The following is a 25,768-nucleotide window of genomic DNA, read 5'->3' as shown; positions in this document are numbered from 1 at the left end:
TCGTTGCAGAGCGCAAACGAAATCTGGGTGCGCGGTTGCTCAGCCGCCGGCGGTCAGCAGCTCGTGGCGCTTCAGCGCGTGACGCAGCTGGTCATAGGTCAGGCCCAGCACCTCGGCCGTCGCGCGCTGATTATAGCGGCATTCGGACAGCGCACGCAGCAGCAGGTCGCGCTCGAACCGCGCCACGCGCAGCTTGAAGTCGCGGATATCCTCTTCGGGCTCGGGCTGCGGCTGGGCGGTGGCGGTCGCGTCGACGATCTCGAGCTGCGGCACCATCGCCGGCGCCGCGGCCGAGTGCGCCATCGGGCGCGGACGGAAGGGCGACTGGAACGGGTCGATCTCGATCGCGTCGATCGGTCCCTCGCGCTCCCAGCGATAGACGGCGCGCTCGACGACGTTGCGGAGCTCGCGGACGTTGCCGGGCCAGTCATAGCGTTCCAGCTCGTCGCTGGCGCGCGCGCCGAAGCCGGGCCAGTCTTCCCAGCCCATTTCCGACGCCATGCGCCGGCCGTAGAATTCGGCGAGCACCATCACGTCGCCAGGTCGTGCGCGCAGCGGCGGCAGCGTCACCACCTCGAAGCTGAGCCGGTCGAGCAGGTCGGCGCGGAACTTCCCCTGCTCGACCCGTGCGGGCAGATGCTCGTTGGTCGCTGCGACGATGCGGACATCGACCTGGAGCGGACGCGACGAGCCGATCCGGGTGATCTCGCCATATTCGACCGCGCGCAGCAGCCGGTCCTGCGCCGCCATCGACAGCGTGCCGAGCTCGTCGAGGAACAGCGTGCCGCGATGCGCCTCCTCGAACCGCCCCGCGCGCGCCTTGGTCGCACCGGTAAAGGCGCCGGCCTCATGGCCGAACAGTTCGGCCTCGATCAGCGTCTCGGGCAGAGCGGCGCAGTTCATCACGACCAGCGGCTGGTCCCAGCGTGGCGACAGGCGATGGAGGCGCTCCGCCACCAGCTCCTTGCCGGTGCCGCGCTCGCCAATCACCAGCACCGGCCGGTCGAGCGCCGCGGCGCGGCTGGCCCGCTCCAGCGCGTCGAGAAAGGCAGAAGACTGGCCGATGACCTGGGTAGTGCGCTCCATGCCGAATGCTTGGGGAAATTTCCCAACTTTTGGCAAGTGAAAAATCCCGACCCTGCCGCGCACATCGCGAAGAATGGCGGAAAACCGTGGGTTTCAGCACTTGGCACGCATCCTGCTAAGTATCAGGCAAGCCCGGCAACGGGCGTGAGATACAAACTTCAGGTTCAGGGAAAACGACAATGACCTACCAGCCCAACTATTACCGCAACGCCTTCGCGGCGGTCGTCTGCACCCTCTTCACCGGCATCGTCCTGATGGCATCGGTGGTCGGTCCGGCAGCCAACGCGCTGGCCTAACCAATCGCTTCGCTCGCCGACCCCTATCGGCGAGCGATCCCCCGGCGGGAGAGAGGCCCCCTACTCCCTCCCGCCGGTACGAAGTTTCGAAGGAGCAAGCATATGGGTATCTTTTCGCGAACCCGGGACATCATCGCCGCCAACGTCACCGACCTGCTCGACAAGGCCGAAGACCCGGCCAAGATGATCCGGATGATCATCCTCGAGATGGAAGAGACGCTGGTCGAGGTTCGCGCCAGTGCCGCCCGCACCATCGCCGACCAGAAGGAAATGCGCCGTCACATCGCCCGCCTGGACAAGCTCCAGGAAAGCTGGACCGAAAAGGCCGAGCTGGCGCTGTCGAAGGACCGCGAGGATCTGGCCAAGGCGGCGCTGGTCGAGCGCCAGAAGGCAGCGGACATGTGCGATCAGCTGCGCGAGGAGATCGCGGTGCTGGACGAGACGCTGCAGGCGTCGGAAGCCGACATCCAGAAGCTCCAGAGCAAGCTGCGCGAGGCCCGCACCCGGCAGAACTCGATCACCGCCCGGCTGGAAAGCGCCAACAACCGCGCCAAGCTGCGCGAGGTGACCAACGGTCCGCGGATGCAGGACGCCTTCTCGCGCTTCGATGTGCTGGAGCGCCGGGTCGACATGGCGGAGGGTCGCGCCGATGCGCTGGGCCTGGGTGCCGAGCCGAAGACGCTGGAGGAAGAGATTGCCGAGCTGCGCTCGTCCGAAAAGGTCGACGCCGAACTGGCAGCCCTGAAGCAGCGCCTCGCGAACAAGGACTGAGCCGATGGAAGAGGTGTTCTTGCCCATCATGATCGTCGGGATGCTCTTCATCGGGCTTCCCTGGGTGATCTTCCACTATATCACCAAGTGGAAGACCGCCGCGACGATCACCGGCGAGGACGAGAAGCTGCTCGACGAGCTGCACTATCTCGCCCGCCAGCTCGAGGAACGGCTCCAGACGGTCGAGCGGATCATCGCCGCCGACAATCCGGACTTCCGCGCCACGCCCCGCATCGGCTCAGAACAAGAGCCCTATGATTTCAGCAGGAGGAACTAAGATGTCCGCCAGCCGTACCAAATTCTACCTCGACAAGCAGAATGGCAAGCTGTTCGGGGTCTGCTCCGGCCTCGCCGACTATACCGGGATCGAGGCGCTCTGGCTCCGGATCGGCGTGATCCTGCTGACCATGATGACCTCGGGAATGGTGGTGGTCGCCTATTTCCTGATCGCGATGATGGCGCCGGCCAGGCCGCGCGACCTGTACGAGGACCGGGAAGACCAGAAATTCTGGCAGGGCGTTCGCTCCAACCCGCGCCGCTCCACCGCCGAGGTGCGGTCCAAGTTCCGCGACATCGATCGCCGCCTGGCCGATATCGAGATGTACTATACGAGCCGCAACACGCGCCTCGCCGACGAAATCGACAGCCTGCGCTGAACCCAGCAGCGGCTGCACAGGGAGAAGAACAATGAACGGCGGACAGGCAATGGTTCTGGGGATCGTGCTGATCTCCACCATGGGCTGGCTGATCTCGAGCTGGATCCGGGCGAAGCACGGCTACCCGATCGAGAATGAATGGACCGGCATGACCAGCAAGACGGGCCCCGATGCGGACCGAAAGATCGAGCTGCTGAGCCGGGAGAATGAACGGCTGACCGGCCAGATCTCCCGCCTCGAAGAGCGGATCGCGGTGCTCGAGCGGATCGTCACCGATCCCGCAGAACGCACCGCCCGCGAAATCGACAGCTTGCGCTGAAGAAAGGGACGATGGAAATGACCGAGAAGCTCGTATTCATCCAGGGCCTGTTCCCCCTGATCGCCGTCATCGTCTCGGTTGCGATCGCCGGATGGGTCGTCACCACCTGGCTGCGGATCAAGAACGGGTATCCGCTCGACGGCAGCTGGGGCCAGGCGCTCTATCCGAAGAACAACGACGAGACGGTCGAGCGGATCAAGCTGCTGAGCCAGGAAAATGCCCAGCTGCGCGCCGAGCTCGGCTCGATCAAGGACCGGCTCGCCAATGTCGAGCGGATCGTGACCGACAGCAGCCACGCGCTGGACCGCGAGATCGAACAGCTCCGCGGCACCCGCAACTGACCAGACGGAGGACCTCATGCCCACATCTGTCCTGTTTTTCTTCATGATCGTCGTCGGCCTTCCGATCATCGGCGCCATGAGCGTCGGGGCCTTCAAGCACTGGCTGGAACACAAGGAGAAGATGGGCCAGTTGATCGCCGCCCAGACCGCCGAGAAGGCAGCGCAATATGCGGCCCAGACCGAGCGGCTGGAGCAGCGGGTCCAGGTGCTGGAGCGGATCGTGACCGACAAGGGCCTGGAACTCTCCGACGAAATCGAACGGCTGCGCGATCAGCCGCTGAACTGAAGCAACGACATCAACCGGGACCCAGGTCCCGAAATCGAGGATAGCGAAATGATCATCGTCTTTGGCGTGCTCGCCGCGATGTGCGGCGGGATGATCTGGCTCGCCGAGAGCCGCGACCGCCCCCGCCGCCGCGCCGAGCGCGAAGCCGCCCTGCAGCCCGCCGAGTAACCGGGCAGGACCCAGAAGAGGACCACTGCAATGAACCCGTTCGAAATGGTCATCGGCATTGTGCTGATCGTATCGATCGCCAGCGTACTCAAGGCCCGCTTCGGCGTCCGCACGGACAAATGGGGCGGCGAATATCAGGTCGATACCAAGCGCGACGACGCGGAGAGCCGCATGCTGCGCGAGGAAATCCGCTCGCTGAAGGAGCGCATCCAGGTGCTCGAGCGGGTCATCACCGACACCGAAACCGGCGCCAGCCGCCTCGACCGCGAGATCGAGCAGCTGCGCGACAAGAACCGCGTCTGACGGAGGACATCATGACCACCGACGCCAATCTCTACCTCACCCTCGCCGCTTCCGGCCTTGCCGGCCTCGGCATGATCACCGCCGCCGGGCTCTCGGGCTGGCGCAGCTGGCTCTCGCTGAAGCGTGACGAGCTGCACGAACGCCATGCCGCCGATGCCGGCGCCAGCGGCGCCCCGTCCGCCGGATCGCGGATCGAGATCGCCGACCTGAAGGAACGGCTGCGCAAGCTCGAGGCGATCGCTGCCGGCGTCGACCTCTGACCCAACCGCGTCACCCCGGCCAACGGCCGGGAACCGCGGCGTGAATGCGGGGCACCTATCCCGGCCTGACTGCCTTCACGCCGCGGTTGTATTCCCGGACCCAGGTCCGGCATTGGACGGACCGCCGCCCGGCGCTATAGGCCCGGCATGCCGAGCCTGACCGACATCCAGGAAGAATATGAGTTCCTGGACTCCGACGACCGCTACCGCCTGCTGATCGATCTGGGTCGCGCGCTGGAGCCGATGCCCGATCCGCTGAAGACCGATGCGACGCTGGTGCGCGGATGTTCGGCGGCGGTGTGGGTCTATCCGACGCGGGCCGATGACGGGACGCTGCATTTCCTCGCGGATTCCAACGCGGCGATCACCAAGGGGATCATCGCGCTGGTGCTGACCACGGTGCAGGATCGCAGCCCGGCGGAGATCGCCGCGACCGATATCGAGGGCGCACTCGCGCCGTTCGACCTTCGCAATCAGCTCAGTTCGAACCGGACGCAGGGCATTCCCAACATGATCGCCCTGATCCGCGAGACCGCGGCGCGCTACGCATGAGCGCCCCGTTCCTCCTGCCGCTGGCGCTGCTGGCGATGGCGCCGCAGGACCCGCCCTGCCCGCCGCTCCCGAAGTTCGATATGGAAGACCAGCGGGATTGGGAGTCCACCGAGCTGACGGAGCCCGGCGGCGCTGGCCTCTGGATCGGCGGGATGCCGGTTGCGCCCAGCGAACTGCGGTCGGTGAGAGTGTTCAACGACGAGTTTGCAGGCTGGAGCGTCGAGATGGTCCTGTCGGACTATGCTCGCGCGCGGTTCGGCTGGATTTCGACCTGCAGATTGCACCGGCCGCTAGAGATCAGCCTGAACGGCAAGATGATCTCGCGTCCGATTGTCCAGGAGCCGATCCTCGGCGGCACGGTCATCATCACCGGCAATTATCAAGAGGCCGAGGCACGCGAACTGGCCAGGACGCTCAAGCCGGACTGAACCTCAGGCTATTTCCCGAACGCCTTCACCGCGAAGGCGCAACTGTCGGCGCTGCACTGTTTCATCTCGACACGGATCCGGTAGGTGCCCGGAGCGTCGATCGTCAGCACCGGCAGTGGATCGTCATTGTCGTCCGAGTCGACCAGCTTGCGCTTCGAGTCGGTGGCGGAGAGGTTGAGATCGTCGCAGCGCGCGTCGCAGGCGCCGATGATGCTGAAGCTGGTCGCCTTGGTCAGCTTGACGGTGACTTCCTGGCTGGCGCCGCGGGCCAGCGTACCGCGCGTTTCCCAACCGGTCGCGGTCTGACCGGTGCCGACCAGATTGGCTTCGGCATCGGCAAGGCGTTCGGCGACGCCGTCTCCCTGGGCCGCGGCGGGTATAGCGGCAAACAGCAGCGACGCGGCAAGGCCTGCCTGAGCAAGCATCTTCATCCTGGGCACACTCCATCAAACGGAAACCGCGATGTCGGGTGCCGACCCCGCCGCGTCAATGGGTGCGGGCGGCTATCGCGTCAGGCCGAGTTCGGCAGCCACATCGTCCAGGTCCGCCCCCTCGGGCACCAGCAGCCATTCGCGGCTCGCGGCACCGTTGACGACGGTCACCGCGCCGCGCGGGCAGACGCCCAGGCATTTCACCTCGACGATCCCCGCATCGGCCTTGCGACCCTTTTTCAGGCTCAGATGCTTTCGCAGCGCCTTGGCCAGCGGCGCCTTGCCCTTGGGGCCGAAGCCGCCATCCAGCTTCTTCGAGCATTTGGCACAGACCAGGACGGCGTTCGCCCAGTTGGAGCGGACCTGGCTTTTCAAGCCGGCTTCCAGCTCCGCCGTTCCTCGGCGAGCTTGAGCACGTCATAGGCGGCCTGGATCGCCTGAAAGCGCTTCGCCGCCTCCGCGTCGCCGGGCTTCACATCCGGATGGTTCGACTTGGCGAGCCGGCGCCAGGCGAGCCGGACCGCCTCGAAATCGGCATCGACCTCGAGGTCAAGCACTTCCAGCGCGCGAATCTCGTCGCGCGAGCGGCTGCCGTCGCCTGGCCCGGCCCAGCTGTTATGCCTGGATTCGGCAAAGCCGGACGCGTCGCGCCGCTCGTCCGCCTCGCGCTGCGCAGCTTCCTCGGCGGTCAGTCCTTCGAAATAATTCCAGTTACGATTGTACTCTGCGGCGTGGGTTTCGCAGAAATACCAGCGCTCCGGGCTGTTGGGCGATTTGGGCGCGGGGCAATTGCCGGGCGCCTCGCAGCCATGGCGGTCGCACAGCCGCACGTTCACCGCCTCACGCTCGGCGCCATAGCTGCGCCAGCGAGGAAAGCCCCAGTCGGAAGATCGCGTCGGACGTGCCATCGTGTCGCAGATAGACATTCGTCCCGCCCGTGCAACCCACGGGGGGCGCGCGACGGGCCTGTCGCGGGGTGAAACGCCAGAGGGCCTGTAAGCCGGGTTCTGTCCACCCCCGAAGGGGATAGGCGACCATTCCTCTAGGCGACGGATCGCTCCGCCGCTCAAGCAACCAACCCGGGCACCGGGCCGGAACTGGCCCATGTGGCGCCCCTATTCGGTCTTGCTCCCGGTGGGGTTTACCATGCCGCTTCCGTTACCGGTCGCGCGGTGCGCTCTTGCCGCACCCTTTCACCCTTGCCCTTACCCTGGCCCGAAAGCCGGGGCAGCGAGCGGTTTGCTCTCTGTGGCACTTTCCCTGGGGTCACCCCCGGCGGGCATTACCCGCCACCGTCGTTCCGTGGAGCCCGGACTTTCCTCGCGCACCCGATGGGTGCCCGCGGCCGCCCGGCCCTCTGGCGGAGATGCAGATAGCGGGAAATGCGCAGGATGGAAGCCCCGGCGAACGCAGCAGCGCTTCAGTCGTCGCCCTGCGGCCTAGGCAGCAGCAGCGCCAGCAACAGGCATCGGCACTCCATGTCGATGTCGCCATCGATCATCTCGGGCCGGAAGCGGCGCTGGAAGGCGGTGACCGCGGCGCGCGCATCGGTCACGTCATAGCCGAAACGTTCGAGCGCCAGCATGAAGCCCGCATCGCTCCAGCCTGGATCGACCAGGTTGCGCGTCGGCCGCGGCAGCGCCAGCCGGAGGCGGGCAAGCGCATGCCAGTTGAACAGCTCGCCCGGGTCCTGCTTGCGCGCCGGGGCGACGTCCGAATGGCCGACGACATTGCCGCGGGTGATGCCGTAGCGTTCCTTGATCTGCGCCACGAGCGGGATCAGCGACGACATCTGCGCGTCCGGAAACGGACGATAGCCATGTTCGTGTCCGGGATTGACCAGTTCGATCCCGATCGAGGCCGAATTGACGTTGACCACGTCGCGCCAGTGCGACTTTCCGGAATGCCAGGCGCGATGTTCCTCGGCGACCAGCCGGTGGATCGTCCCGTCCTCGTCGATCAGATAATGGGCGGAGACTTCGGATGCGGGATCGGTCAGTCGTGCCAGCGCCGCCTCGGCGCTCTCCATGCCCGTATAGTGCAGCACGATCATGCTGACATCCGCATCGCGCGCGTTGAAGTTGGGCGACGGCGTGTCGAGGATGTCGAGGTCACTCATCGCCCGCCACGCTACCGGGCACGGGCGTGCGATGCCAGTGGCGATTCCGCGACAGCATAGCGGCTCAGCCGATCGGGCAAGGCATCTCGTCGCGCATCGCGACCGGCTGATAGAAGCCGCGAAACGCCTCGCTGGGGACGAAGCGGTCGGTCTGGCCGATCACCGTCTCCCCGGCGCCGAGTACCAGCAGCCCGCCGGGACGCAGCACGCGCGCCAGCCGGTCGAACACCTGCCGCCGCAGCGGCGCGGAAAAATAGAGCAGGACGTTGCGGCACAGCACGATGTCGAAACTGCCCGGCGGCGCCGGATCACTGACCAGATTATGCGGGTGGAACCGGACCCGACGCAGCAATTCGGGCAGCGCCGTCCAGTCGGTGTCTTCGCCCTCGAACCAGCGCATCATCCGGCGGACCGACAGGCCGCGCTGGATCTCGAACTGGGTGAACCGCCCGGCTTTCGCCCGTGCGAGCGCCCCGGCGGACACGTCGGTGGCGATGATCTCCGGCATCTGGCCATGGGAAAGCTCGCGCTCGGCAAACAGGATCGCCAGGCTGAACGGCTCCTGTCCGGTCGCGCAGCCCGCCGACCAGATGCGCAGCCGCTTGTGCGGCGCCTCGCGCTGAAGCTCGCGCGCGGCGTCGGCCACCTGGTCGAGCGCGGCGGCATCGCGGAAGAAGCTGGTTTCCTGGTTGAGCAACGCATCGACCACCTGATCGGACAGGTCACCGGTGCGGGCGAGGATCAGCTGCGCGATCAGTTCGTCCAGCGTTGTCAGCTTGAGTTGGCGCAGCAACGGCTTGAGGGCCGTCTCGATCCGCCACGCACGCGTCGCATCGATCTGCTGCCCGGTTCGCTGTTCGAGCAACGTCGCGATCATCGCATTGGCGCTGGACGCAGAGCCCGGAGCGACGCGCGGCATGACGATCAATTCGGCCTCCGCCGGCTGGCGACCAAGCGGCCGATCTCGTCGGGCGGAAGCATGGCACTGGCGCGACCGGCCGCGGCGATGGCACCGGGCATGCCCCAGATGACCGAGCTTGCCTGGTCCTGGACGACGATCTGCGCCCCCGCGGCCGCGAGATCGCAGGCACCATCGCTGCCGTCGCGCCCCATGCCCGACAGGACGATCCCCAGCGCGCGCGGCCCGAAGGCCCGGGCAACCGACTGGAACATCGGGTCGACCGACGGCAGGCATCCGCTGCCGACCCGCTCGCGCGTCAGCCGCACCGCCATGCCGACGCTGGTGCGAACCACCCGCAGATGCGCATCGCCGGGCGCGACGATGATCCGGCCGGGCAAGATGCGCATCGAGTCGGTGGCAATGTCGCACGGGCGGCCCGAGATCCCGGCAAGCTGGGCCGCGAAATAGCTCATGAAGCTGGCCGGGAGATGCTGGGTGACCAGGATCGGCAAGGTGAAGCTGGCGGGGATCACGTCCAGCAACTGGCTGAGCGCGTGGATGCCGCCGGTCGAGGCGCCGATCGCGACTATGTCATAGTCCTCGGCCAGTGCATGGCGGACGAAGGGCTGTCCGGGGAGGTCGGGCGCGGGCTCGAACAGGCGGTGCAGCTTGTCCTCGAGCACCTCGGCAAAGCGCCCGCCGAACGCGCCGATGCCGGGCTTCACCAGCGTGTCGGCAGCCCCCAGCGCCAGCGCCTGGATCGCAGCTGCTGCGCCTTCGTCGGCGGCGTGCGAGCACACCAGCACCTTGGCGCCCGCGCCCGCCGCCAGGATGTCGGGCAGCGCGGTCAGGCCGTCGACGCCCGGCATCTCGATATCGAGCAGCACGACTTCGACCGGACTGCGCGCCAGATAGTCGAGCGCGGCGCGGGCGTCGGGCACGGCCCCGACCACCATGAAGCGCCGGGTGCCGTCGATCATCCGCGCCAGTACCGATCGCGCGACCACCGAGTCGTCGACGATCAGTACCCGGGCCGGCGCGCCGTCGACGGCACATCGGCGAATGTCGAACTGATGTCCCACCTGCAGCGCCTTTTCCCGAACCCGCGCGATCAGGCGACGCCGACGATCTGAAGCTTGCTTTCCAGCGTCTCGCGATCGAACGGCTTCATCACATATTCGTCGGCTCCCGCCTCGATCGCGGCGCGGATATAGGCCATGCCGTTCTCGGTCGTGCAGAACACCACCTTGGGCTTGTTGACGATGTCGCTGGCCTTCAGCGCACGAAGAAAGTCCATCCCGCTCATCACCGGCATGTTCCAGTCGAGCAGGACCACGTCGGGCACCGCCGCGTGACAGCTGTCCAACGCCTCGCGGCCGTCACCTGCCTCGCGCACCTCGAAATCTAGCGTTTCGAGGATATGCCGCGCCACCTTGCGGATGACCTTGGAATCGTCGACGACCAGACATGTCTTCATAATTCGAGCTTTCCCTGCTGGGATCGTTTGACGGCATCCTTGCCCGCAAAGCGTAAGCGGCGCGTTAATCGAGAGGGCGACCCGACGGGCCGCCCGCCGGTCCAGCGACCAGGCAGCCAAGGTCGATCGCCAGCACCGGTTCGCCGTTCCGCTCCACCATGCCGCGTCCCGCCTGGCGCCAGGCGCGATCGAGCGTAACGCCCCCGGCCAGCGGCACCATGTCGAACGGCGCGACATCGTCGAGCGCGTCGACCAGCATGGCATAGTGATGCCCGTCGACCCGCGTGATGACTGCGCGTCCGCCGCGTTCGCCAGGGCCCGCGAGGCCAAGCGCCGCCTGGCTATCGATGACGGTCACCACGCGGCTGCGCAGCGCGGCGAGGCCGCGGACATGATCCGCGGCGCGCGGGATCGCGGTGACTTCGCCGATATCGACTACCGATTCGACCTGGCTTGAGTCGATTGCCACCGGCCGGCCGGCAATTTGCGCGATCAGGTACAGCGTGGTCATCGAAGGGCTCCCGTCCGGGCCTCGATCGCGCCAAGCAGCGCGGCGCGATCATAGCGATAGATGCTGTCTTCGCCGGCATCCGCCGCCTTGCGGCGGCGCAGCCGGACGACAGGCGCGGGGGATTGGGGCGGCGGCGCCTCGTCCGCCGACAGGACGACGGCAACGCCCTCCCCGATCGCGGCCTGGGTCGCGACGCGGTAGCCGGCACCTTCGAGCAGCGGCGTCAGAAACGAGGCCATCCATCCGTCGGTATCGCCCGACAACAGGCAGAGCGGGCGCCGGTCCGCATCCGAAACGTCGCGGCCATGTTCCCCGAAGAGCCAATAGCCGTCGAGCAACTCGACCTGCTCGCCATCCAGCATCGCCACCCCCCCGATGATGCCGGGCAACGCCGCCGGCGCGATGTCGCCGCGCAGCACGACGATGTCGATCGCCTCGTCGATCGCATAGGCGAGTTCGCTCTCGCCGTCCTTGAGCCGGAGGATGCACGGCCGCGCCGCGACCAGATCGGACTGTGCGACCAGCGGGAGCAACTGACCGTCGATCGCCAGGCGGTGCCGTCCGGCCGAAAAGCGGATGCAGTCCGGATCGACCTGTTCGACCCGGTCGACGATCGCCAGCGGCACGGCGCGCCGCACCCCGTCGAGATCCTGGAACAATAGCGCAGGCAACCCGGGATCCTCCGCCTCGGCCTCGGCTCCGTCCGCATCCTCGAACCGGTCGTCGCGACTGAAGTCCAGGCCCGCCTCACTTGCCAGTCCGGCACAATCGAGCATCAGCATCGGAAGTCCGCTGTCGGGCAGCGTCTGGCCCGCATAGAGGCCGGTGCACATCACCGCGGGCGAGGCCGGCTTGATGACTAGTTCCTCATTGTCGAGCACCGTGTCGACCGCCAGCGCATAGCTGCCGGTGCCGACGCTGATGATCGCCAGCATCTGGCCCATCGCATCGGCGGCCGCGACGTCGCGCTGAAGCCCGAGCAGATCCGCCAGCCCGACCAGCGGCATGCGGCGGTTGCGTACGCTGGCCATATGGCTGTCACCGATCCGGTCGATGCGGATCGCGTCGCCGCGGTCGGTGACGATTTCCTCGATCGCCTGGCGCGGAATGGCGAAACGCTGAGTGCCGACTCCGACCACGATCGCCGAGATGATCGACAGCGTCAGCGGCACATGGATGGCGATCCGAAGCCCCCGGCCCGGCACGCTGTCGAGGTCGACCCGTCCGCCAATCTGTTCGATCGACGATCGGACGACATCCATGCCGACGCCGCGGCCCGAAATCTCGCTGACCTCGTCGCGGCTCGACAGGCCCGGTTCGAAGACCAGCGCCAGCTTGGCCTTTTCGGGCAGTTCCTGCAGCTCGCGCTCGCTGCGCTGACCGGTGGCGACCAGCTTGCGGATCAGCGCATCACTGTCGATCCCGCGGCCGTCGTCGACGATCTCGATGATGATCTGGTTGCCCGACTGGCGTGCCGACACGATCAGCCGCCCGGTCTCGCGCTTGCCCGCCCGGCGGCGCTCCATCGGTCCCTCGATACCGTGATCGATCGCGTTGCGCACGATATGGACCAGTGGGTCGCGCATGACCTCGATCATCTCGCGGTCGAGCTCGACATCGGCGCCCTCGACCTGGAGCCGCACCGACTTGCCGAGCGACGCGGCGGTGTCCCGCACGATGCGCGGCAAGGCGGAGAACAGGGCGTCGATCTTCTGCATCCGCGTGCGGGTCACCGTGTCGCGCATCTCCCCCACGGTCAGCGACAACCGCTCCAGCGCCGCCTCGGCCGCGGGATCGATCTCGCCCTGGCGCAGCCGCCGTGCCAGCTCGTTACGCGCCAGCACCATGTCGGACATGCCCGACATCATACGGTCGAGCAGGTCGACATTGAGCCGGATCGACCGCGCAGGCGCGCGCTGGACGGCGGCGGCCGGGGCCGCAGCAACTTCGTCCGTGCCCCGGGCAAGCGCAGCGATCAGCGGCGCGTCGCCGGCCGCCTCGACACTGGCGCCCGAATCGATCGCCTCGACCAGTTCGCCGATACGGTCGACGATCGCCAGTACCGCATTGACCATCGCCCGGTCGGGCATGCGCTCTCCGCTGCGCGCCTGGGCAAGCGCATCCTCGGCGGCGTGGCTCAGCCGCCCGAGCCGCGGCAGATCGAGAAAGCCGCAGCTTCCCTTGACCGTGTGGACGAAGCGGAAAATCGCGTCGAGCCGCGGTCGGTCGCCGGGATTCGCCTCCCACGCGACGATCTCGCCCGACAGGGCCTCGAGCGTCTCGCGCGTCTCGGCGATGAATTCTTGAAGCAGGTCGTCCATGGTGCCCCGGGCAATTGCGCACGGCGACCATGGCGGCACAGGGTTAATCCTGGGTTATTGAGCCCCCTTCCCTTTTCGCCCCCTGCCCGCTATCTGCCCCGCCCATGAGCAACTCGCTTCGCCTCGTTCGTATCAAGGTCGCCGCCACGCGGTGACGGACGGGGCGCGCTGCACCCGTCAGGGTGCCGCTCTCCCCGAGGCAAGAGCAACAGGATCCGGCTTCGCCGCGATCCGCACCCCTGATCCCGTGCAGCGCGTGACAGGAGTGAATGATGAGCCAGTTTTCCATCCATGACACCCACGGCGCCCCGCTGAAGCTGTGGGACAGCGCCGGGCCGTTCGAACCCGCGGCGATGCAACAGCTTCGCAACATCGCCGGCCTGCCGTTCGTGTTCCGCCATGTCGCCGGCATGCCCGACGTCCATCTGGGCAAGGGCGCGACCGTCGGATCGGTGATCGCGACACAGGCCGCGATCGTGCCGGCGGCGGTGGGCGTCGATATCGGCTGCGGCATGATCGCGACCCGAACCTCGCTGACCGCCGCACAGCTCCCCGACAGCCTGTCCGCGATCCGTGCCGAGATCGAGCGTGCCGTTCCCAAGGGGATCGAGACCAGCCGGACCGCGAACCATGCCAAGGGCGGCTGGGCGATCACCCCGGCGTCGGTCGCGCGCACCTGGTATGAGCGGTTCGAGACGCGGTGGCGCGCCATCGTCGCCAAACATCCGCGGATCGACGGCAAGACCAGCGACCAGCTGGGCTCGATGGGCGGCGGCAACCACTTCATCGAGATTTGTCTCGATGAGGAGGATCGCGTCTGGGTCATGCTCCACTCGGGATCGCGCGGCACCGGGAACCGCATCGGTACCTATTTCATCGATGCCGCCAAGGAGGGGATCGCGCGTGAACGGCTGGACTTCCACCTGGCCGATCGCGACCTGGCGTTCCTGAGCGAGGGCACGACGCTGTTCGATGACTATGTCGAGGCGATGCAGTTCGCGCAGGACTATGCCATGGTCAATCGCGAGATCATGATGCTGCGCGTGCTCGAGGCGCTGCGCAAGCATTTGCCCGCGTTCAAGACCGACAAGCAGGCGATCAACTGTCACCATAATTATGCGGTGCGCGAGATCCATTTCGGCGAACGCGTCTGGGTGACCCGCAAGGGAGCGGTGCGTGCCGGCGCGGGCGATATGGGGATCATCCCGGGATCGATGGGCACCGGCAGCTTCATCGTCGAGGGACTGGGCAACGAGCAGAGTTTCTGTTCCTGCTCGCACGGCGCCGGCCGGCGGATGTCGCGCGGCGAGGCCAAGCGGCGCATCTCGCTGGCGGAGCATGTCGAGGCGATGAAGGGGATCGAGGCGCGTATCGACGAAGGCGTGCTCGACGAAAGTCCCGCCGCCTACAAGGACATCGGCGCGGTGATGGCGGCGCAGGCGGATCTGGTGGCGGTGCGCCACCGGCTGCGCCAGATCGTCAATATCAAGGGGTGAGCGACCGGCCGGCACATCCATCGCGGATGGGTCGGCCGGACTGCCGGTCAGGCGATATCGAACGCCGCGCCGAACAATAGCACTTCGGCGTCGGGATCGCTGACCTGCAGCTCGCCGCCGCCCTGGGCGACCAGGGCGTGGACGAGGTGCGCGGCTGCCGCACGCGGGGTGATCGACGCGTCACCCTGGCCGACCAGCGCGTTGCGCAATTCGGGGTCCAGTACGATGCGCGGCCCGTCGGCGCGCACCACGATCTCGACCTGGCCCTCGATCACTTCGGCGCCGATGTCGAGCTGGCCGCCGCGGATCAGCGCGTCGCCGGCGATCAGTGCGAGGTTGAGCAGGACCTTGATCGCCTGCTTCGCCATCACCGGCTCCTCAACCATCCAGCCGATCCGGACGCGGTGATTGTCGCCGAACAGTCCCTCGATCGCGGCCTGCGCCTCGCGCGTGTCGACCGTCTCGCCGAAACCCCCCGCCGCACCGAACGCCAGGCGGAAGAATTTGAGCTTGTTGGCGCTCGCCCGCGCGCTCTCGTTCAGCAATTCCAGACAGCGCTGGCGCATCTCCGGATCCTGCTCGTCAGCGAGCAGCTCCAGCCCGTTGTTCAACGCGCCGACTGGGCTCAGCAGGTCGTGGCACAGCCGGGAACAAAGCAGGCTCGCGAAGTCGGTCGGGCTGATGTTCAAAGGGCTAGGCTCCAATCTTTCCACCCCTTTGGAGCAGTGTCCCCCGCCCCGCAACCCGGCGCTGCGGCCAGCGGTGCGAAACCCTCGGTCCGACTGCGCCGCGCCGGAACTCAGACGAGGACGAGTTCGACCGGATCGAAGCGATCATGCACCGCACCGGCGGCAACCGCGCGGTGCAGGGACTGGCGATCTGCACCCAGGATCAGCCACAGCTTGCCGTCCGGCTCCGCCATCGCGGCATCCGTCGGCGACGGCTCCGGGTCGCCGCTGGGGTGCGAATGCCAATAGCCGATGACGCACGGTCCCCCGGCGCGCTCGGCCCGGAGCGCGGCGAACAGGGCCGCGGGGTCAATCTCGAAGCGATGTTCGGGTGTATCGGCGACATTGTCGGTGGTCTGGAACCCATCGATTTGGTCTGCGTTTCCGAACAACAGACCACAGGCTTCCGCCGGCCATGCAGCCGCGGATTCCTGCCGCAACGCGTCCAGCAGACCCCTTGAAATCCTGACCCTCATTCCCATCTTCATTAAAACATGAGCCGGGGGGTTTCCATCATCGAAGCGCGCATTTCGGACCTGGCCGATGGCTGGCGTCTCGACCGTGCGCTTGCCGATGCTCTGCCCACTTTGTCGCGTGAGCGGGTGAAGGCGCTGATCTCGACCGGACAGGTCACGGGACCGGCCGGACTGATCCGCGATCCGGCGCGCAAGGCGGCGGGCGGATCGACCTTCACCATCGTCGTGCCCGACCCGGAGCCCGCGCATAACGAGGCGCAGGACATTCCGCTGGTGGTGGTGTTCGAGGACGAGCATCTGATCGTCATCGACAAGCCCGCGGGCCTGGTCGTCCACCCGGCGGCCGGCAATCTGGACGGGACGCTGGTCAACGCGTTGCTGCATCACTGCCAGGGCAGCCTGTCGGGAATCGGCGGCGTAGCTCGGCCGGGGATCGTCCACCGGATCGACAAGGACACGTCCGGCCTGATGGTCGCGGCGAAGACCGACCGGGCGCATATCGGGCTGGCGTCGCAGTTCAAGGCGCACAGCATCGACCGCCGCTACAAGGCGATCGTCGGCGGCGTGCCAGGTGCCGAAGGCACGGTGAATGCGCGGCTCGCGCGGTCGCCGGTCAATCGCAAGAAGGTCGCGGTCGTGGGCGAAGGCGTCGGCAAGCATGCGATCACCCATTGGCGCAAGATCCGCCAGATGCATGACGCGGCGCTGGTCGAATGCCGGCTTGAGACCGGGCGGACGCACCAGGTGCGCGTTCATATGGCGTCCATCGGCCATGCGCTATTGGGTGACCCGGTTTATGGAAGCACGAGGAAGTCGCACCGTGCCTTATTGGAAACCCTGGATTTCCGTCGGCAGGCCTTGCACGCGGCCCGACTGGGGTTCATCCATCCGGTGAAAAGCCACGCTTTGTCGTTCGAAAGCGAAATGCCTGCCGACATGCAGGAACTGTTCGATAACCTCATCGTATGATTTTCGGCGCCCTGTCCGGCGTGGCAGTGGTGGCCCAGTGAAAGGGAGAAGAGATCATGGCTAGCGGAAGCAACGTCCCGGCGACGATCCCCGCACTTGGCGGAGAGGCCAGCCTCAACCGCTATCTGGCCGAGATCAAGAAGTTTCCGATCCTCGCGCCCGAGCAGGAATATATGCTCGCCAAGCGGTTCCAGGAACATCAGGACCCCGAAGCGGCGGCGCAGCTCGTGACCTCGCACCTTCGTCTCGTGGCGAAGATCGCGATGGGCTATCGCGGCTATGGCCTGCCCGTGTCGGAACTGATCTCCGAGGGCAATATCGGCCTGATGCAGGGCGTGAAGAAGTTCGAGCCCGATCGGGGGTTTCGTCTGGCGACCTATGCGATGTGGTGGATCCGTGCATCCATCCAGGAATTCATCCTGCGCAGCTGGTCGCTGGTGAAGATGGGCACCACCGCGGCGCAGAAGAAGCTGTTCTTCAACCTGCGCCGGATGAAGGCGAAGCTCGATGCGTTCGAGGACGGCGATCTGCGCCCCGAGGACGTGGCGAAGATCGCGACCGATCTGGGCGTGACCGAGGACGAGGTCGTGTCGATGAACCGTCGCATGGCGATGGGCGGCGACACCTCGCTCAACGTCTCGATGCGCGAGGATGGCGAGGGCCAGTGGCAGGATTGGCTGGCGGACGATGCGCCGCTGCAGGATCAGGTCACGGCCGAAACGCAGGAAGCCGAAGTCCGGCACGAGATGCTGGTGAGCGCGATGGACGATCTGAACGATCGCGAGCGCCACATCCTGACCGAGCGTCGCCTGACCGACGATCCCAAGACGCTGGAGGAACTCTCCCAGGTCTATGGCGTGTCGCGCGAGCGGGTGCGCCAGATCGAGGTCCGGGCGTTCGAGAAGCTGCAAAAGGCGATGATGCGCCTGGCCGGCGAGAAACGCCTGCTCACCGCCTGAGCCGGTGACCCGGTGAAACGCGAACGGCAGCTGCCCCCGGGCGGTTGCCGTTTCGTTTATGGAACGGCAATGAGGGGCGCATGAGCGACCGCCGCGACGATCCGGGCACCGGCCCTTCCAGCGCGCCGCGGCGCGACTGGCATCGGCCCAGGCTCGATCCGCTTGCGCTGCCGCCGGGCGACGATCCGGTCGACCCCGAAGAAGCCGCCGCATATTCGTCATCGAACCAGCCCGCCGCCGCGCCCCCTGCCCCATCCCGTTTCCGAGATCCGATCGTGCCAGCCTCAACCGCAAAACCACCCAAGGCGCCGCGCAAGCGCCGGTCCTGGCCGCGCCGGATCGCCATGTGGATCGTCAAGGCGATCCTGGCCTTCATCCTGCTGTCGCTGGTGATGGTGACGATCTTCCGCTTCGTGCCGCCGCCGATCACCTGGACGATGATCGGCGACGTCTTTGCCGGGCATGGGGTGCGCAAGAGCTGGATGCCGCTCAGCCAGATCTCGCCCAACATGGCGCGCGCTGCGATCGCGGCGGAGGATGCGCGCTTCTGCGAGCATCACGGCTTCGACTATCGCGCGATCGCCGCTGCCGCGGCGCGAAATGCGACCGGCAAGAAGCTGATCCGCGGCGGATCGACGATCAGCCAGCAGACCGCGAAGAACGTCTTCCTGTGGCAGGGCGGCGGCTATGTCCGCAAAGGGCTGGAGGCTTGGTTCACGCTGCTGATCGAGAATATCTGGGGCAAGCGGCGGATCATGGAAGTGTATCTCAACGTCGCCGAGACCGGCATTGGAACCTACGGCGTCAACGCCGGATCGTTGCGCTATTTCAAGCATGACGCGTCGACCTTGAACCCGCGCGAGGCGGCGCAGATCGCTGCGGTCCTGCCGTTGCCCAAGAAGCGCGCCGGGATCGATCCGAGGGGCTATACCCGCCGTTACGGCAATTCGATCAATGCGCGGATCGGGGTCGTCAGGAACGACGGGCTCGACGCCTGCCTGCGCTGAGGATCAGCGCGGCGCGGCATCGAGCCCGGGTTCGTCTTACTTGGTTTCGCTGGTAACGGCGTCGCCGACCTTGTCGGCGGTGCGCTCGACGCTCTTGGCGGCGCCGGCCACTGCGTCGGTGCGGATCGCGTCATTCTGGTTCTGGTTAAACAGATAGACCGCGCCGATCGCAACTGCGACCAGCAGGATCACACCCATCAGCACGGCAAAGCCGCCACCGCCGCTGCGCTCGACAACAACGGTGCGGTCGCCGCCGGTTTCGGTCACGCGCTCTGCGGTCACGCCGTCGCTGCGCTCGGTAACACGATCGACCATCTCCAATCCTCCTATTGGTTTATTGCCGCAGCAACAGAGGAGGACGGGAGATGGTTCCGCAGGCGGTTCAGAAGGGCAGCTTGAACCCGGGCGGCAAAGGCATGCCGGCGGTCATCTTGCTCATCGCTTCCTGCGACGCGGCATCGGCCTTGGCGCGGGCATCGTTGAACGCGGCGGCCAGCAGATCCTCCAGCACGCCCTTCTCACTCGGGCTCAGCAGCGAATCGTCGATGTCCATGCCGATGATGCGGCCCTTGGCGGTTGCGCGGATCTTGATCAGCCCGCCGCCCGACGCGCCCTCGACCTCGATCGTGTCGAGATTGGCCTGAGCCTTGGTCAGTTCGGCCTGGACGTTCTGCGCCATGGCCATGATGTCTTCGAGACTCTTCATTTCACGTTCCTGTCTTGGACCAGCCGAGCAACTCGGCCCCGGGAAAGGCTTGCATCGCCGCAGCCACCAGGGGCGACCGCAGCACGGCTTCGCGTTCCGCATTGGCCAGATCGGCCTCACGCTCACGCAACGTCTGTCCCCCCGTGTCCGATCCCGTCAGCAATTTCCAGTTGGTGCCGGTAATTTCCCGCAGCGCGGCCGAAAGCTCGCGGACGAAATCCTGCGGCAGCGGGCGCGACGACGAGAACTCGACCTCGGTCCCTTCGAACCGGATCGGGCGGAGCAGGTGCCGCACCTGCTCGGCAAGCTGATAGCGGCGATTTTCTTCCAGAAAGTCGGCCAGCTCGGCGAGGTCGCGGGGAAGGCCCGCAACACTGGCCTCGGGCGCGGCACTTGCCGCCGGCGCGTCGCCGGCCGGTGCGGCGGGCGCGCCGGTGACGTTGACGCTGATCGACCCGCTGGCGATCTGACGCGCCAGATCGCCGGGATCGGGAAGCTGCGAGGCATGGACGACACGCAGCAGCGCCATCTCCGCCGCCTCGATCGGCAGCACCGCCTTGGCGACCTCGTCATGGCCGCGCAGGATCAGTTGCCACAACCGATGCAGCATCGGGAAGCTGAGCCCTGCGGCCCAGCGCTCCAGTGCCTTCACTTCCTCGACCGACTGGGCCGGGTTCGCTTCGGTCCCGAGCTTGATCAGTGTCGTGGCATGCACGGTCTCGAGCAGGGTGCGCAGCACCGCCTGCGGATCGACGCCCAGATCATATTGACCGCGCAGCGCATTCAGCACGCCGGGCGCGTCGCCGGCCAGCAGCAGCCCGAACAGGTCGCGGATCGCGCCGCGGTCGGACAGGCCGAGCATCGCCCGCACCGCCTCGGCCCGCACCATATCGCCCTCGATCCCGGCATGGGCGATCGCCTGGTCGAGGATCGACAGGCCGTCGCGCGCCGACCCCTCGGCCGCGCGCGCCACCAGCATCAGCGCCTCGGGCTCGGCCTCGACGCCCTCGGCATCGCAGACGCGCGCGAAATGCGCGGCCAGCTTGTCCGCCGGGATGCGGCGCAGGTCGAAGCGCTGGCAGCGCGACAGCACCGTGACCGGCACCTTGTTCACCTCGGTCGTGGCGAACAGGAACTTCACATGCGCCGGCGGCTCCTCCAGCGTCTTCAGCAGGCCGTTGAACGCGGCCTTGGACAGCATATGGACTTCGTCGATGATGTAGATCTTGTAGCGCGCCGACACCGCCGAATAGCGCGATGCCTCGATGATCTCGCGCACATCGTCGATGCCCGTATGGCTGGCGGCGTCCATCTCAATCACGTCGATATGGCGCCCCTCGGCGATCGCGCGGCAGGGCTCGCACACGCCACACGGATCGATCGTCGGCCCGCCCTGCCCGTCCGGGCCGATGCAGTTCAGCGCCTTGGCGATCAGCCGCGCGGTCGAGGTCTTGCCGACCCCGCGAACCCCGGTGAGCAGAAAGGCATGCGCCAGCCGGTCGCGCCGGATCGCATTGCCCAGCGTCGTGACCATCGCATCCTGGCCGATCAGCTCGCTGAACGTCTGGGGCCGGTATTTGCGGGCGAGGACGCGATAGGCCTCGGGCTTGTGCGGCTGAGGCGGCTCATCGAGGCCAAGGAAGGAGTCGTCGGACATCGCGATCCTGTTAGCCGCTCGGATCGAGGATGTCGAAGCCGGAACGTGCGATCGGCGCGGCGTCAGGCACTCAACGGCCATCCCGAAAACCGGGTCGAACCGAGGCGAGACTGTCGTGATTGAGGTGGGAGCCGGACGACCCGATACGAAATCGTTGCGGCTGCTTCCTTCCGGACCTGACCGGGTTGGCGACGGCACCGTCCGCCCGACTCCCGCGGCGCATATGGGCGAAGCCGCCGGATCGCGCAAGGGGGCGGCCCGTGGAAGGCCGCCCCCTTGTTTTCAGCACCAGTCGCTGGTGTGAGTGTCGTTGGCGTACAGGGTGTCAGCGCCAGCGGCGAACGCGATGACAGTCGCGATAGCTGCGGCCATAGCGCCATACCGTGCGGCACTCGCGCGCCCAATAGGAGCGGCGGCCGTCGCGATAATAGCGCCCACGATTATAGTAGCGGCGATCCCGATAGTAACGGCCGCGGTTATAGTAGCGGCGATCCCGATTATAGCGGCGCCGGTCATATCGACGCTCGCGACGATCGCGCCAGTCCTGACTGGCAATCGCGGAAGTACCCGCCACGGCGCTGACCGCGGAAACGGCGCCGACCGACGATGTGTTTGCGGTGGCCGTTCCGGGAACTGCGAAGGCGGCCAGTACGGCTGCCGCCGCAAGGGACAACATCTTCATACTATACTCTCCTGTACACGCGGGTCTCACATCCGCCCGTTATGGACGCTGAAACCCATGTTTCGGTTCCCGCGCACATGTTTCCGTGACATGTCAGGAGTATTGATTTGCGATCAGCGGCCCTGCATGTCGCGATGTTCCGGTGGCATCCGCACGGTCAGTCCGTCGAGTTCGGGGCCCAGCACGATCTGGCAGGCCAGCCGGCTGGTGCGAGTCGCGCCGGTCGCGAGGTCGAGCATATCCTCTTCCTCCTCCGCCGCAGCCGGCAGGCGCGCGAAATCGTCGGCGGCGACGATCACATGACAGGTCGAACAGGCCATCTGCCCCTCGCACGTGCCCTCCAGCGGCTGGCCATCGGCCTGCGCCACTTCGAGCAGCCGGTCGCCCTCTGCCGCGGACACCTCGCGCGTGTCGGCACCGTCGGCGCTGACGAAGCGGACGCGGATCATGCGGATACCCGCTGCGCGCGGGCAGCGGCGTCGATGCGATCAAGAGCTTCCATCAGCGCCTCTTCGCCGGTGTCGCGGCCAAAGCCAAGCCGGATACTCGAGCGCGCCTGCTGATCGCTCAACCCGATCGCGCGCAGCACATGGCTGGACCGGCCCGATCCGCTGGCGCAGGCCGACCCCGCGGAGAAGGCGATGTCCCGCAGGTCGGACATCAGCCGCGCCACGTCGAGCCCCTCGTGGCGCAGGTTGAGGTTGCCGCGATAGCGGTGCTCGGTGCTGCCATTGACGGTCCAGCCCGCGCCGAGCCGTTGCAGAGCCAGGCCAAACAGCCGCTCGACATGATCGCGATCGGCCCCGGATCGAAGCCCCGCGACCCGCGCCGCAGCGCCGAACCCGGCGCACAATGCGGGCGACAGCGTGCCCGAGCGACCCGCCGCCTCCTGTCCGCCGCCGTGCATCAGTGGATCGAGCGCCACGCCGTCGCGCATCCACAAGGCGCCGATCCCCTTGGGACCGTGGATCTTGTGCGCCGATACCGCGACCAGGTCGCAGCTCTCGGGAATGGCGACCCGGCCATAGCCCTGCACCGCATCGCACAGGAACAGGGCGCCCGCCGCGTGCGCCAAACTTGCCAGCGCCTCGATCGGCTGGATCACGCCGATCTCGTTATTGACCACCATCGCCGCGACCAGTCCGGTCTCGGGCCCGATCGCCGCGCGTGCGGCTTCGAGATCGACCAGACCGTCGCTGCCGACCGGCAGCACGGTTACCGACCGCCCTGCCCGCCGCTCCGCTTCGACGGTATCGAGCACCGCGGCATGCTCGGTCGCCAGCGTCACGAGTCCGCCGCTGGTGCCCTTGATCGCCCAGTTGAGCGCCTCGGTCGCGCCGCTGGTGAAGCTGACGCTTCCACCCGGCGGCAGCAGCGCGGCGACCTGATCGCGCGCCACCTCGACCGCGGCGCGCGCCTTGCGACCCGCCGCGTGCGGCGAATGCGGGTTGGCGTAATTGTCCTTCAGCCAGGGCAGCATCGCGTCCAGCGCCTCGGGCGCCAGCGGGGTCGTCGCCTGATAATCGAGATAGATCATGCCGCGCGCGACCCGGCCTCGGCGGCGATCGCTTCCCAGGCATCGGCGAAGCGGCGCAGCTCGTCCGGGGTAGTGCTCCATCCCGTGCTGACGCGGATCGTGTGCGACGCCATCTCCGGATCGACGCCGAACGCCTTCAGCACGCGGCTTTCCTTCAGCGTCCCCGACGCGCAGGCACTGCCGGCGGACACGGCGAATCCCTTCATGTCGAACCGCATCAGCTGCGCCGCGGCGCTCAGCCCCGGCATCGCCACCGCCAGGATATGCCCGACGAAATCGCCATGTCCGCCGACGGCGATACCGCCGGCAGCGTGAATGCGACGCCGCATCTCGAAATCGGCGTCGTGCAGCGCCAGGTCGGGCGCCACCGGGGCCATCAGCGCCTCGATCGCCGCGGCGAACCCCAGCGCGGCCGGCAGATTCTCGGTCCCGCCGCGATAGCCATATTCCTGCCCCCCGGTCGGGTCGAGCTGACCCAGGTCGCGCACCAGCAGCGCACCGATCCCCGGAGGCCCGCCGATCTTGTGCGCAGAGATCACGATCATGTCCGCCTGGGGCAGGAAGATCCGCCCGCCCCACTGGACGCAGTCGCTGACCAGGATGCCACCGCCCTCGCGGATCGCCTGGTCGAACCGCTCGATCGGCTGGACCTTGCCGGTCTCCGGATTGACCCGCTGGATCGCCACCACCGGCGTACCCCCGCCAGCCAGCAGCTCGGCAACCGCCTGTTCATCGACATCGCCTGCGACATCGACCGGCAGGACGCCAGCGCCGGGCGCGGCACGGAATACTGCGTCATGCTCGACCGCCGAGATCCAGCGCCGGCCGCCCCGCGCGCGCTGAAGGACAATCGACAGCGCCTCGCTGGCGCCGCTGGTGAAGATCAGCGTGTGCTCCCACCCCAGCGCCGCCTTGATCCGCGCGCGCGCATCCTCCAGCGCCGCGCGTGCCGCACGACCCTCGGCATGGGGCGAACTGGCATTGGCCCAATGCAGCATCCCCTCGATCATCGCCTCGCGCGCTTCGGGGCGCATCGGCGAGGTCGCGGCGTGATCCAGATAGATGCGGTGGGCCAAGTTCATCGTTCCAATTGCGTAAAGAGGGGTGCTGCCTATATAGCGCGCAACTTCCCGCGCTCCACCGGAGCCCCAGAATTCAAGCAAGGTCCTCGATGCCCGAAGTCATTTTCCCCGGTCCCGAAGGCCGCCTCGAAGGCCGCTTCGCCCCCGCTCCCAAGCCGCGCGCACCCGTCGCGATGATCCTTCACCCGCATCCCAATGCGGGCGGCACGATGAACAACCACATCGTCCAGGAGCTCTACAAGACGTTCCAGCGCCGCGGCTTCGCGACGTTGCGCTTCAACTTCCGCGGCGTGGGCAAGAGCCAGGGCGTGTTCGACAACGGCATCGGCGAACTGTCCGACGCCGCCTCCGCGCTCGACTGGGTCCAGAGCTTCCACCCCGAGGCGTCGACCACCTGGGTCGCGGGCTTCGGCTTCGGCGCCTGGATCGGCATGCAGCTGCTGATGCGCCGGCCGGAAATCCGCGGCTTCATCTCGGTCGCGCCGCCCGCCAACATGTTCGACTTCTCGTTCCTCGCGCCCTGCCCCTCCTCGGGCATCATCATCCAGGGCGAGAATGACGAGGTCGTCACGCCCAGCGCGGTGCAGAAGCTGGTCGACAAGCTGCGCACCCAGCGCCACATCACCATCCATCACGACACCATCCCGGGCGCGAACCATTTCTTCGAGCACGAGATGCGCGAGCTGATGGGCAGCGTCGACCGCTATCTCGACATGCGGCTCGATCCCAACTCGCCCATCCGTTGACCGGAGCGGCGCGACGGGGCATCACGGCGACGGGCGGCTGCCAGTGCGGCGCCGTCCGCTACCGGGCCGACGCGATGCTCGACAGCGCACATCTGTGCCATTGCCGGATGTGCCAGAAGGCAAGCGGCGGGCTTTTCGCGCCTTTGGTCGCCGCACCCGACGATGCGCTTCACTGGACGCGCGGGACCCCGTCGATCTTCATGAGCTCCGAGCGGGTCGAGCGCGGCTTCTGCGCCGCCTGCGGCACCCCGCTCTTCTACCATTCGCTCGACACCGGGCGGACCAATCTGATGATCGGCACGCTCGACGACGCCCCCGCCTTTCCGCCCCGGGTCCAGATGGGCAGCGAAGCGCGCATGCCCTGGTTCGACACGCTGCCGGCGCTGACCGACCAGGGCGAAACCGGCGCCGACGACCCCGACTGGGCCGAGGCGATCCGACGCAGCAACCGCCAGCATCCTGATCACGACTGAGCGCGATTGAGCCGGTCCGCGCGA

Annotated in this window: 35 protein-coding genes and 2 other RNA genes; 16 read left to right on the top strand and 21 right to left on the bottom strand. The window is 67.1% G+C overall.

The genetic code is table 11. The annotated features are described in order from the left end of the window. Positions 1-39: 39 nt before the first annotated feature. Positions 40-1,086, bottom strand: coding sequence for a phage shock protein operon transcriptional activator (gene pspF, locus ACZ1H8_RS17680; protein WP_465178529.1), 1,047 nt, complete (start codon positions 1,084-1,086; stop codon positions 40-42). A gap of 398 nt (positions 1,087-1,484) precedes the next feature. Here pspF and pspA point away from each other — a divergent pair, with 398 nt between their 5' ends. From pspA to ACZ1H8_RS17630, 10 genes are all read left to right on the top strand, one after another. After that, positions 1,485-2,153 carry a phage shock protein PspA gene (gene pspA, locus ACZ1H8_RS17675; protein WP_465178527.1) on the top strand — a complete coding sequence of 223 codons (669 nt, stop codon included), beginning with the start codon at positions 1,485-1,487 and terminating at the stop codon, positions 2,151-2,153. Positions 2,154-2,157: 4 nt separating this feature from the next. Continuing rightward, positions 2,158-2,430, top strand: a complete 273-nt coding sequence (gene pspB / locus ACZ1H8_RS17670) for an envelope stress response membrane protein PspB (protein WP_465178526.1) — start codon at positions 2,158-2,160, stop codon at positions 2,428-2,430. Position 2,431: 1 nt separating this feature from the next. Next, the gene (pspC, locus tag ACZ1H8_RS17665) at positions 2,432-2,809 is read left to right on the top strand and encodes an envelope stress response membrane protein PspC (RefSeq protein WP_465178525.1); all 378 of its coding nucleotides are present in this window, start codon (positions 2,432-2,434) and stop codon (positions 2,807-2,809) included. Between the two features lie 31 nt (positions 2,810-2,840). Next, positions 2,841-3,128, top strand: a complete 288-nt coding sequence (locus tag ACZ1H8_RS17660) for a hypothetical protein (protein ID WP_465178524.1) — start codon at positions 2,841-2,843, stop codon at positions 3,126-3,128. A gap of 17 nt (positions 3,129-3,145) precedes the next feature. Next, the gene (locus ACZ1H8_RS17655; protein ID WP_465178523.1) at positions 3,146-3,469 is read left to right on the top strand and encodes a hypothetical protein; all 324 of its coding nucleotides are present in this window, start codon (positions 3,146-3,148) and stop codon (positions 3,467-3,469) included. 16 nt (positions 3,470-3,485) lie between these two features. After that, positions 3,486-3,755 carry a hypothetical protein gene (locus ACZ1H8_RS17650; protein WP_465178522.1) on the top strand — a complete coding sequence of 90 codons (270 nt, stop codon included), beginning with the start codon at positions 3,486-3,488 and terminating at the stop codon, positions 3,753-3,755. Between the two features lie 198 nt (positions 3,756-3,953). After that, a complete protein-coding gene (locus tag ACZ1H8_RS17645) occupies positions 3,954-4,226 on the top strand; it encodes a hypothetical protein (RefSeq protein WP_465178521.1) in 273 nt (90 codons plus the stop codon). 11 nt (positions 4,227-4,237) lie between these two features. Then, positions 4,238-4,486: a hypothetical protein gene (locus ACZ1H8_RS17640; protein ID WP_465178520.1), complete on the top strand. Its 249-nt coding sequence runs from the start codon at positions 4,238-4,240 to the stop codon at positions 4,484-4,486. A 147-nt stretch (positions 4,487-4,633) separates the two neighbouring features. After that, positions 4,634-5,038 carry a SufE family protein gene (locus tag ACZ1H8_RS17635; protein ID WP_465178519.1) on the top strand — a complete coding sequence of 135 codons (405 nt, stop codon included), beginning with the start codon at positions 4,634-4,636 and terminating at the stop codon, positions 5,036-5,038. Next, entirely contained in the window at positions 5,035-5,466 is a 432-nt protein-coding gene (locus ACZ1H8_RS17630; RefSeq protein WP_465178518.1) for a SecDF P1 head subdomain-containing protein, read from the top strand. The genes ACZ1H8_RS17635 and ACZ1H8_RS17630 overlap by 4 nt, the downstream gene beginning before the upstream one ends. Before the next feature lie 8 nt (positions 5,467-5,474). Here ACZ1H8_RS17630 and ACZ1H8_RS17625 read toward each other — a convergent pair whose 3' ends face one another. The 10 genes from ACZ1H8_RS17625 to ACZ1H8_RS17580 all read right to left on the bottom strand — a co-directional run bounded on the left by ACZ1H8_RS17625 (position 5,475) and on the right by ACZ1H8_RS17580 (position 13,226). Further along, the gene (locus tag ACZ1H8_RS17625; RefSeq protein ID WP_465178517.1) at positions 5,475-5,897 is read right to left on the bottom strand and encodes a hypothetical protein; all 423 of its coding nucleotides are present in this window, start codon (positions 5,895-5,897) and stop codon (positions 5,475-5,477) included. 72 nt (positions 5,898-5,969) lie between these two features. Continuing rightward, positions 5,970-6,272, bottom strand: coding sequence for a thioredoxin domain-containing protein (locus ACZ1H8_RS17620; protein WP_465178516.1), 303 nt, complete (start codon positions 6,270-6,272; stop codon positions 5,970-5,972). After that, a complete protein-coding gene (locus tag ACZ1H8_RS17615; protein WP_465178515.1) occupies positions 6,269-6,805 on the bottom strand; it encodes a J domain-containing protein in 537 nt (178 codons plus the stop codon). Before ACZ1H8_RS17615 ends, ACZ1H8_RS17620 begins: the two co-directional genes overlap by 4 nt. Before the next feature lie 72 nt (positions 6,806-6,877). Continuing rightward, positions 6,878-7,258: RNase P RNA component class A (gene rnpB / locus ACZ1H8_RS17610), an RNA gene on the bottom strand. A 59-nt stretch (positions 7,259-7,317) separates the two neighbouring features. Further along, on the bottom strand, positions 7,318-8,016 hold the full coding sequence (locus tag ACZ1H8_RS17605; RefSeq protein ID WP_465178514.1) for an N-acetylmuramoyl-L-alanine amidase: 699 nt from the start codon (positions 8,014-8,016) through the stop codon (positions 7,318-7,320). A gap of 64 nt (positions 8,017-8,080) precedes the next feature. Beyond that, the gene (locus ACZ1H8_RS17600) at positions 8,081-8,935 is read right to left on the bottom strand and encodes a CheR family methyltransferase (protein ID WP_465178513.1); all 855 of its coding nucleotides are present in this window, start codon (positions 8,933-8,935) and stop codon (positions 8,081-8,083) included. 5 nt (positions 8,936-8,940) lie between these two features. Then, positions 8,941-9,897 (bottom strand): chemotaxis protein CheB, encoded by a 957-nt coding sequence (locus tag ACZ1H8_RS17595; protein ID WP_465181416.1) that lies wholly within the window; start codon positions 9,895-9,897, stop codon positions 8,941-8,943. A gap of 131 nt (positions 9,898-10,028) precedes the next feature. Beyond that, complete coding sequence (locus ACZ1H8_RS17590) at positions 10,029-10,394, bottom strand: response regulator (RefSeq protein WP_465178512.1); 366 nt, start codon at positions 10,392-10,394, stop codon at positions 10,029-10,031. Between the two features lie 64 nt (positions 10,395-10,458). Further along, positions 10,459-10,905: a chemotaxis protein CheW gene (locus tag ACZ1H8_RS17585; RefSeq protein ID WP_465178511.1), complete on the bottom strand. Its 447-nt coding sequence runs from the start codon at positions 10,903-10,905 to the stop codon at positions 10,459-10,461. Next, positions 10,902-13,226, bottom strand: coding sequence for a chemotaxis protein CheA (locus tag ACZ1H8_RS17580; protein ID WP_465178510.1), 2,325 nt, complete (start codon positions 13,224-13,226; stop codon positions 10,902-10,904). Before ACZ1H8_RS17580 ends, ACZ1H8_RS17585 begins: the two co-directional genes overlap by 4 nt. Before the next feature lie 272 nt (positions 13,227-13,498). Between ACZ1H8_RS17580 and ACZ1H8_RS17575 the strand changes: the two genes are divergently transcribed. Further along, positions 13,499-14,722, top strand: a complete 1,224-nt coding sequence (locus ACZ1H8_RS17575; RefSeq protein ID WP_465178509.1) for an RtcB family protein — start codon at positions 13,499-13,501, stop codon at positions 14,720-14,722. A 47-nt stretch (positions 14,723-14,769) separates the two neighbouring features. On the opposite strand, the gene ACZ1H8_RS17570 is transcribed toward ACZ1H8_RS17575, so the two are convergent. Further along, positions 14,770-15,411, bottom strand: a complete 642-nt coding sequence (locus ACZ1H8_RS17570; RefSeq protein ID WP_465178508.1) for a histidine phosphotransferase family protein — start codon at positions 15,409-15,411, stop codon at positions 14,770-14,772. A gap of 110 nt (positions 15,412-15,521) precedes the next feature. Next, the gene (locus ACZ1H8_RS17565; RefSeq protein ID WP_465178507.1) at positions 15,522-15,926 is read right to left on the bottom strand and encodes a M67 family metallopeptidase; all 405 of its coding nucleotides are present in this window, start codon (positions 15,924-15,926) and stop codon (positions 15,522-15,524) included. An 18-nt stretch (positions 15,927-15,944) separates the two neighbouring features. Between ACZ1H8_RS17565 and ACZ1H8_RS17560 the strand changes: the two genes are divergently transcribed. From ACZ1H8_RS17560 to mtgA, 3 genes are all read left to right on the top strand, one after another. Beyond that, positions 15,945-16,895, top strand: a complete 951-nt coding sequence (locus ACZ1H8_RS17560; protein ID WP_465178505.1) for an RluA family pseudouridine synthase — start codon at positions 15,945-15,947, stop codon at positions 16,893-16,895. Positions 16,896-16,951: 56 nt separating this feature from the next. Beyond that, positions 16,952-17,854, top strand: coding sequence for an RNA polymerase sigma factor RpoH (rpoH, locus tag ACZ1H8_RS17555; protein ID WP_465178504.1), 903 nt, complete (start codon positions 16,952-16,954; stop codon positions 17,852-17,854). 344 nt (positions 17,855-18,198) lie between these two features. Further along, on the top strand, positions 18,199-18,861 hold the full coding sequence (mtgA, locus tag ACZ1H8_RS17550) for a monofunctional biosynthetic peptidoglycan transglycosylase (protein ID WP_465181415.1): 663 nt from the start codon (positions 18,199-18,201) through the stop codon (positions 18,859-18,861). A 36-nt stretch (positions 18,862-18,897) separates the two neighbouring features. Here mtgA and ACZ1H8_RS17545 read toward each other — a convergent pair whose 3' ends face one another. The 8 genes from ACZ1H8_RS17545 to ACZ1H8_RS17510 all read right to left on the bottom strand — a co-directional run bounded on the left by ACZ1H8_RS17545 (position 18,898) and on the right by ACZ1H8_RS17510 (position 24,525). Further along, on the bottom strand, positions 18,898-19,176 hold the full coding sequence (locus ACZ1H8_RS17545; protein ID WP_465178503.1) for a hypothetical protein: 279 nt from the start codon (positions 19,174-19,176) through the stop codon (positions 18,898-18,900). A 67-nt stretch (positions 19,177-19,243) separates the two neighbouring features. Beyond that, a complete protein-coding gene (locus ACZ1H8_RS17540; protein ID WP_465178502.1) occupies positions 19,244-19,567 on the bottom strand; it encodes a YbaB/EbfC family nucleoid-associated protein in 324 nt (107 codons plus the stop codon). Between the two features lies 1 nt (position 19,568). Then, positions 19,569-21,224 (bottom strand): DNA polymerase III subunit gamma/tau, encoded by a 1,656-nt coding sequence (locus ACZ1H8_RS17535; RefSeq protein WP_465178500.1) that lies wholly within the window; start codon positions 21,222-21,224, stop codon positions 19,569-19,571. A 121-nt stretch (positions 21,225-21,345) separates the two neighbouring features. Continuing rightward, an RNA gene (ffs, locus tag ACZ1H8_RS17530) (signal recognition particle sRNA small type) lies at positions 21,346-21,440 on the bottom strand. A gap of 109 nt (positions 21,441-21,549) precedes the next feature. Next, positions 21,550-21,906 (bottom strand): hypothetical protein, encoded by a 357-nt coding sequence (locus ACZ1H8_RS17525; protein ID WP_465178499.1) that lies wholly within the window; start codon positions 21,904-21,906, stop codon positions 21,550-21,552. Between the two features lie 113 nt (positions 21,907-22,019). Continuing rightward, positions 22,020-22,355: a 2Fe-2S iron-sulfur cluster-binding protein gene (locus ACZ1H8_RS17520; RefSeq protein ID WP_465178498.1), complete on the bottom strand. Its 336-nt coding sequence runs from the start codon at positions 22,353-22,355 to the stop codon at positions 22,020-22,022. Further along, entirely contained in the window at positions 22,352-23,443 is a 1,092-nt protein-coding gene (locus ACZ1H8_RS17515) for a cysteine desulfurase family protein (RefSeq protein ID WP_465178497.1), read from the bottom strand. The genes ACZ1H8_RS17520 and ACZ1H8_RS17515 overlap by 4 nt, the downstream gene beginning before the upstream one ends. Then, positions 23,440-24,525: a cysteine desulfurase family protein gene (locus ACZ1H8_RS17510; RefSeq protein WP_465178496.1), complete on the bottom strand. Its 1,086-nt coding sequence runs from the start codon at positions 24,523-24,525 to the stop codon at positions 23,440-23,442. Before ACZ1H8_RS17510 ends, ACZ1H8_RS17515 begins: the two co-directional genes overlap by 4 nt. An 89-nt stretch (positions 24,526-24,614) precedes the next feature. On the opposite strand from ACZ1H8_RS17510, the gene ACZ1H8_RS17505 reads away from it, so the two are divergent. Continuing rightward, positions 24,615-25,271 (top strand): alpha/beta hydrolase, encoded by a 657-nt coding sequence (locus ACZ1H8_RS17505; protein WP_346248804.1) that lies wholly within the window; start codon positions 24,615-24,617, stop codon positions 25,269-25,271. After that, on the top strand, positions 25,268-25,744 hold the full coding sequence (locus ACZ1H8_RS17500; protein ID WP_465178495.1) for a GFA family protein: 477 nt from the start codon (positions 25,268-25,270) through the stop codon (positions 25,742-25,744). The genes ACZ1H8_RS17505 and ACZ1H8_RS17500 overlap by 4 nt, the downstream gene beginning before the upstream one ends. Positions 25,745-25,768 lie beyond the last annotated feature (24 nt).

It is taken from the genome of Sphingomonas sp. BL-S-25, from assembly GCF_055521555.1.
This window is presented reverse-complemented; position numbering and strand designations above follow the sequence as displayed.

Bases quoted from the DNA above. Each gene is read 5' to 3' on its own strand.
- pspF (WP_465178529.1), bottom strand. From the start codon at position 1,086: ATGGAGCGCACTACCCAGGTCATCGGCCAGTCTTCTGCCTTTCTCGAC.
- pspA (WP_465178527.1), top strand. From the start codon at position 1,485: ATGGGTATCTTTTCGCGAACCCGGGACATCATCGCCGCCAACGTCACC.
- pspB (WP_465178526.1), top strand. From the start codon at position 2,158: ATGGAAGAGGTGTTCTTGCCCATCATGATCGTCGGGATGCTCTTCATC.
- pspC (WP_465178525.1), top strand. From the start codon at position 2,432: ATGTCCGCCAGCCGTACCAAATTCTACCTCGACAAGCAGAATGGCAAG.
- ACZ1H8_RS17660 (WP_465178524.1), top strand. From the start codon at position 2,841: ATGAACGGCGGACAGGCAATGGTTCTGGGGATCGTGCTGATCTCCACC.
- ACZ1H8_RS17655 (WP_465178523.1), top strand. From the start codon at position 3,146: ATGACCGAGAAGCTCGTATTCATCCAGGGCCTGTTCCCCCTGATCGCC.
- ACZ1H8_RS17650 (WP_465178522.1), top strand. From the start codon at position 3,486: ATGCCCACATCTGTCCTGTTTTTCTTCATGATCGTCGTCGGCCTTCCG.
- ACZ1H8_RS17645 (WP_465178521.1), top strand. From the start codon at position 3,954: ATGAACCCGTTCGAAATGGTCATCGGCATTGTGCTGATCGTATCGATC.
- ACZ1H8_RS17640 (WP_465178520.1), top strand. From the start codon at position 4,238: ATGACCACCGACGCCAATCTCTACCTCACCCTCGCCGCTTCCGGCCTT.
- ACZ1H8_RS17635 (WP_465178519.1), top strand. From the start codon at position 4,634: ATGCCGAGCCTGACCGACATCCAGGAAGAATATGAGTTCCTGGACTCC.
- ACZ1H8_RS17630 (WP_465178518.1), top strand. From the start codon at position 5,035: ATGAGCGCCCCGTTCCTCCTGCCGCTGGCGCTGCTGGCGATGGCGCCG.
- ACZ1H8_RS17625 (WP_465178517.1), bottom strand. From the start codon at position 5,897: ATGAAGATGCTTGCTCAGGCAGGCCTTGCCGCGTCGCTGCTGTTTGCC.
- ACZ1H8_RS17615 (WP_465178515.1), bottom strand. From the start codon at position 6,805: ATGGCACGTCCGACGCGATCTTCCGACTGGGGCTTTCCTCGCTGGCGC.
- ACZ1H8_RS17605 (WP_465178514.1), bottom strand. From the start codon at position 8,016: ATGAGTGACCTCGACATCCTCGACACGCCGTCGCCCAACTTCAACGCG.
- ACZ1H8_RS17600 (WP_465178513.1), bottom strand. From the start codon at position 8,935: ATGCCGCGCGTCGCTCCGGGCTCTGCGTCCAGCGCCAATGCGATGATC.
- ACZ1H8_RS17595 (WP_465181416.1), bottom strand. From the start codon at position 9,897: ATGATCGACGGCACCCGGCGCTTCATGGTGGTCGGGGCCGTGCCCGAC.
- ACZ1H8_RS17590 (WP_465178512.1), bottom strand. From the start codon at position 10,394: ATGAAGACATGTCTGGTCGTCGACGATTCCAAGGTCATCCGCAAGGTG.
- ACZ1H8_RS17585 (WP_465178511.1), bottom strand. From the start codon at position 10,905: ATGACCACGCTGTACCTGATCGCGCAAATTGCCGGCCGGCCGGTGGCA.
- ACZ1H8_RS17580 (WP_465178510.1), bottom strand. From the start codon at position 13,226: ATGGACGACCTGCTTCAAGAATTCATCGCCGAGACGCGCGAGACGCTC.
- ACZ1H8_RS17575 (WP_465178509.1), top strand. From the start codon at position 13,499: ATGAGCCAGTTTTCCATCCATGACACCCACGGCGCCCCGCTGAAGCTG.
- ACZ1H8_RS17565 (WP_465178507.1), bottom strand. From the start codon at position 15,926: ATGAGGGTCAGGATTTCAAGGGGTCTGCTGGACGCGTTGCGGCAGGAA.
- ACZ1H8_RS17560 (WP_465178505.1), top strand. From the start codon at position 15,945: ATGAGCCGGGGGGTTTCCATCATCGAAGCGCGCATTTCGGACCTGGCC.
- rpoH (WP_465178504.1), top strand. From the start codon at position 16,952: ATGGCTAGCGGAAGCAACGTCCCGGCGACGATCCCCGCACTTGGCGGA.
- mtgA (WP_465181415.1), top strand. From the start codon at position 18,199: ATGTGGATCGTCAAGGCGATCCTGGCCTTCATCCTGCTGTCGCTGGTG.
- ACZ1H8_RS17545 (WP_465178503.1), bottom strand. From the start codon at position 19,176: ATGGTCGATCGTGTTACCGAGCGCAGCGACGGCGTGACCGCAGAGCGC.
- ACZ1H8_RS17540 (WP_465178502.1), bottom strand. From the start codon at position 19,567: ATGAAGAGTCTCGAAGACATCATGGCCATGGCGCAGAACGTCCAGGCC.
- ACZ1H8_RS17535 (WP_465178500.1), bottom strand. From the start codon at position 21,224: ATGTCCGACGACTCCTTCCTTGGCCTCGATGAGCCGCCTCAGCCGCAC.
- ACZ1H8_RS17525 (WP_465178499.1), bottom strand. From the start codon at position 21,906: ATGAAGATGTTGTCCCTTGCGGCGGCAGCCGTACTGGCCGCCTTCGCA.
- ACZ1H8_RS17520 (WP_465178498.1), bottom strand. From the start codon at position 22,355: ATGATCCGCGTCCGCTTCGTCAGCGCCGACGGTGCCGACACGCGCGAG.
- ACZ1H8_RS17515 (WP_465178497.1), bottom strand. From the start codon at position 23,443: ATGATCTATCTCGATTATCAGGCGACGACCCCGCTGGCGCCCGAGGCG.
- ACZ1H8_RS17510 (WP_465178496.1), bottom strand. From the start codon at position 24,525: ATGAACTTGGCCCACCGCATCTATCTGGATCACGCCGCGACCTCGCCG.
- ACZ1H8_RS17505 (WP_346248804.1), top strand. From the start codon at position 24,615: ATGCCCGAAGTCATTTTCCCCGGTCCCGAAGGCCGCCTCGAAGGCCGC.